At 69.3% G+C, this 2,620-nt stretch carries 6 protein-coding genes; all 6 read right to left on the bottom strand.

Annotated features, from left to right (window positions below; all coding sequences use genetic code 11):
• Positions 1-155: 155 nt before the first annotated feature.
• Entirely contained in the window at positions 156-344 is a 189-nt protein-coding gene (locus tag WC493_RS23475; RefSeq protein WP_373069114.1) for a hypothetical protein, read from the bottom strand.
• Positions 345-379: 35 nt separating this feature from the next.
• Positions 380-877 carry a hypothetical protein gene (locus tag WC493_RS23470; RefSeq protein WP_373069112.1) on the bottom strand — a complete coding sequence of 166 codons (498 nt, stop codon included), beginning with the start codon at positions 875-877 and terminating at the stop codon, positions 380-382.
• A gap of 9 nt (positions 878-886) precedes the next feature.
• On the bottom strand, positions 887-1,153 hold the full coding sequence (locus tag WC493_RS23465; protein WP_373069110.1) for a hypothetical protein: 267 nt from the start codon (positions 1,151-1,153) through the stop codon (positions 887-889).
• Positions 1,150-1,380 (bottom strand): hypothetical protein, encoded by a 231-nt coding sequence (locus WC493_RS23460; protein WP_373069108.1) that lies wholly within the window; start codon positions 1,378-1,380, stop codon positions 1,150-1,152. Before WC493_RS23460 ends, WC493_RS23465 begins: the two co-directional genes overlap by 4 nt.
• 38 nt (positions 1,381-1,418) lie before the next feature.
• The gene (locus WC493_RS23455; protein ID WP_373069106.1) at positions 1,419-1,652 is read right to left on the bottom strand and encodes a hypothetical protein; all 234 of its coding nucleotides are present in this window, start codon (positions 1,650-1,652) and stop codon (positions 1,419-1,421) included.
• A gap of 82 nt (positions 1,653-1,734) precedes the next feature.
• A complete protein-coding gene (locus tag WC493_RS23450) occupies positions 1,735-2,478 on the bottom strand; it encodes a hypothetical protein (RefSeq protein ID WP_373069104.1) in 744 nt (247 codons plus the stop codon).
• Positions 2,479-2,620 lie beyond the last annotated feature (142 nt).

Here is a 2,620-nt window from a genome sequence, read left to right as displayed (position 1 = left end):
CTCGCCCACGATCAGCAGCAGCGGATCGCTGTCCACGTCGACGTCAACCGCCGCGTGGATCTCGCCGGGCACGACGTTGCGCCGGCCCTGCGACAGCCCGCAGCCGGTGCAGGTGGACCATCGGGCCGCCACCTGGGCAATTGCTTCGGCACGGGTCATCCTGCCGCCTCGAGGGCGTAGCGATCGCCGCCCGTACCGTGCACCGGATCGTCGATCTCGACGGGCCCCGGGCGATCGTGCCGCTGGGCGTACTTCGACAGCCCCGCCGGCTTCTCGCCGTTGCGCATGCTCGCCCGCTTCTGCCGCCGCCCTTCGGCGTGCTTCGTCTTGCGCTTCGATCCCATGGCCTTCGCCCTCCGTCGGCCCGATCGGGCCGGTCTCACTCCGCCACCCTTTGCGCCGGCCACCATTGGCCGTGCGCGTCGTGCGCGTCAACGATCCGGTTCTTGTCGAACTCCTCCACCGACAGCCGCAGTCCCCACGTCGCCAGCAACTCGCCGATCGTCTTGTGGCCGTAGCAGCGCTCGCCGAAGCCCCGATCCGCCCGGTTCATCAGGCACCAGTCGCCGCGCACCGGATCGCGGCGGATGCAGAACGGGCCGGCGCCGCACAACTCCCGACGCTCGACGCGGGCCGCCCCCATGGGGTGCGTCCACGTGTCCGGGATACGCGAGATCTCGCGCACGTCGATCGCCCACGCACGCCACTGCCCCGCGCGGTCCGGGGTGTCGCTGTCCGCAAGCACGTAGCCGTGATCGGGCCAGCCGCGATCCGCCGGAGCAAGCGCCAACAGAGTCCCGGTGAACGGACCCTTGTACTCGTGTTCGCAACGGACGCGGCAGCCGATGGTCAACTCGACTGGGAACGGGTACGCCATCGTCGCCCCCTACAGCACCGCGTCAGCCGCCGCCGCAACCCGTGCCGCGACTTCGCTGCGCCACCACGATCCATCGTCGGCAGCGGGGCGATCCGTCATCGCCAGCGCCTCCTTCAGCAGATCCGCCCACACCTGGCCGGCACACACTTCGCTCGTGTCGAAGCCCGCCGCCACGTCGCACAAGAGCCAGCAGAAGAAGCCTGCCTGCCGTTCGTCCGCACCGTTGCCCATCAGGGAGGCCAGCGCGGTCAGATCCATCGTGTGCTTGATCATCATGGCTTGGGATCCGGCGCGGCTGCCAACGCCGCGTTCAGCATTTCCCGTCGGCGATCGCGATCCTCGGCCGCCCGCGCCCAGCGCGCGTTCGCCGTCGTCAGCCGCGCCCGCGTCGGATGTCCACCGCCCGCGTACAGCGCCGCCACAGCGTCCGCACACTTCTCGGATTCCGCTTGCGCTTTCGCGAACGCCCGCCGCAACTTGTCGATCTCGGTTGGCTTCGCCATCGTCGGTCTCCGTCCGCCGGCTCGCGTGAGTGCCGACTCTAGCCGGCCATGCGCACGTAGAACGGGCCGACGAACTGGCCGCGCTTGCCGCGACCGGATCCGATCACCCGGCGCGCGGTCTGCCCGTGGTACTCTGGCCCGTCGATCCGCCAGCCGTCGCGGTACAGGTCGAACGCCTCGCGGCGGACGCGGCGGGCATAGCGATCCGATCCGAAGCCGTCGCAGTGCAGGTTGCGGGTCTCGCCAGTCTTGGGGTTCGTCGCGGTCAGCATGGGATCCTCCGGTTCGTGTCGCGGGCCGCGTTCGTCGCTGCCCATGAACACAGCTTAGCCCCGCCACGGCCCGTGTCAATAGTTATTGCGCGCGAAAGATCGGATCTGCCGGTTCGTGGATCCACTCCCGGCCAAGCGCGTTCACCGGAAGCGCTTTGGTTGCGCGGTTGAACACGCGGATCTCTTCTTCGGGCAGATCGCGGATCGACACCTCGCCGGATCGCAGCTGGATCTCGCGCAGGCACATCCGGGCCAGCACGTAGGCGTCGATCAGGTCTTCCAGCACGGGCTTGTTCTTGGCCTTTACCGAATCGAATCCAGACAGCTGATCGATCACAGCCGGGCCCCACTTGCGCGCCACGCCGTCGGCCACGTCGCCCTTCTCGGCGTCCCCGCGGCCCGTCGCGTAGATCTTCACCGACGTCGGATCGTGCGTCCGCAGCCACCATCCGCCCTGCATCAGCACCAGGCGCACCAGCCCGCCGATCTCCCCCTTGGTGTGCGCCCCCTTGCCCGCGCCGAACGCGTAGGCTTCGATCGCGCCGTAGCACCGATCGCCACCCACACCGGCAAGTCGCTTCCGCCATTGCAGAAATAGCCGCATTGTCGGCACCAGTCGGCGCAGATCCCGCACTTCCTGATCCGGGATCGCCGATCGGGCCAGCTGCGGCAGGTGCGATCCGTAGCGCTTGCCCGCGGCGGTCTTCACCGCGGCGGGAGCCTCAGCCAGGAAGGTGAAGTCCAGGATCCTGCCATCAGCCCCCAGCGCCACCGCGGCCCCGTGCGTCGGGCTCACGTCCCAGCCGGTCGCGCGGAAGATCGCCACGGTCAGTCCTCGTCCAGCGATTCGGCATCATCCGTCGGCGCCGCCGTCGGCACCAGATCCGCCCGGCCCATCCGCGATCGGATCTCCGCCCGCAATGCCGCGAACTTCGCCGGATCGCGATCCGCCAGATCCTGCAGCCCGG

The sequence above is a fragment of the Zavarzinia sp. genome (assembly GCF_041650655.1).
Lineage (GTDB): Bacteria > Pseudomonadota > Alphaproteobacteria > Zavarziniales > Zavarziniaceae > Zavarzinia.
Note: the sequence above shows the minus strand (reverse complement) of the source record. Positions and strands in the feature narration are given on the sequence as shown.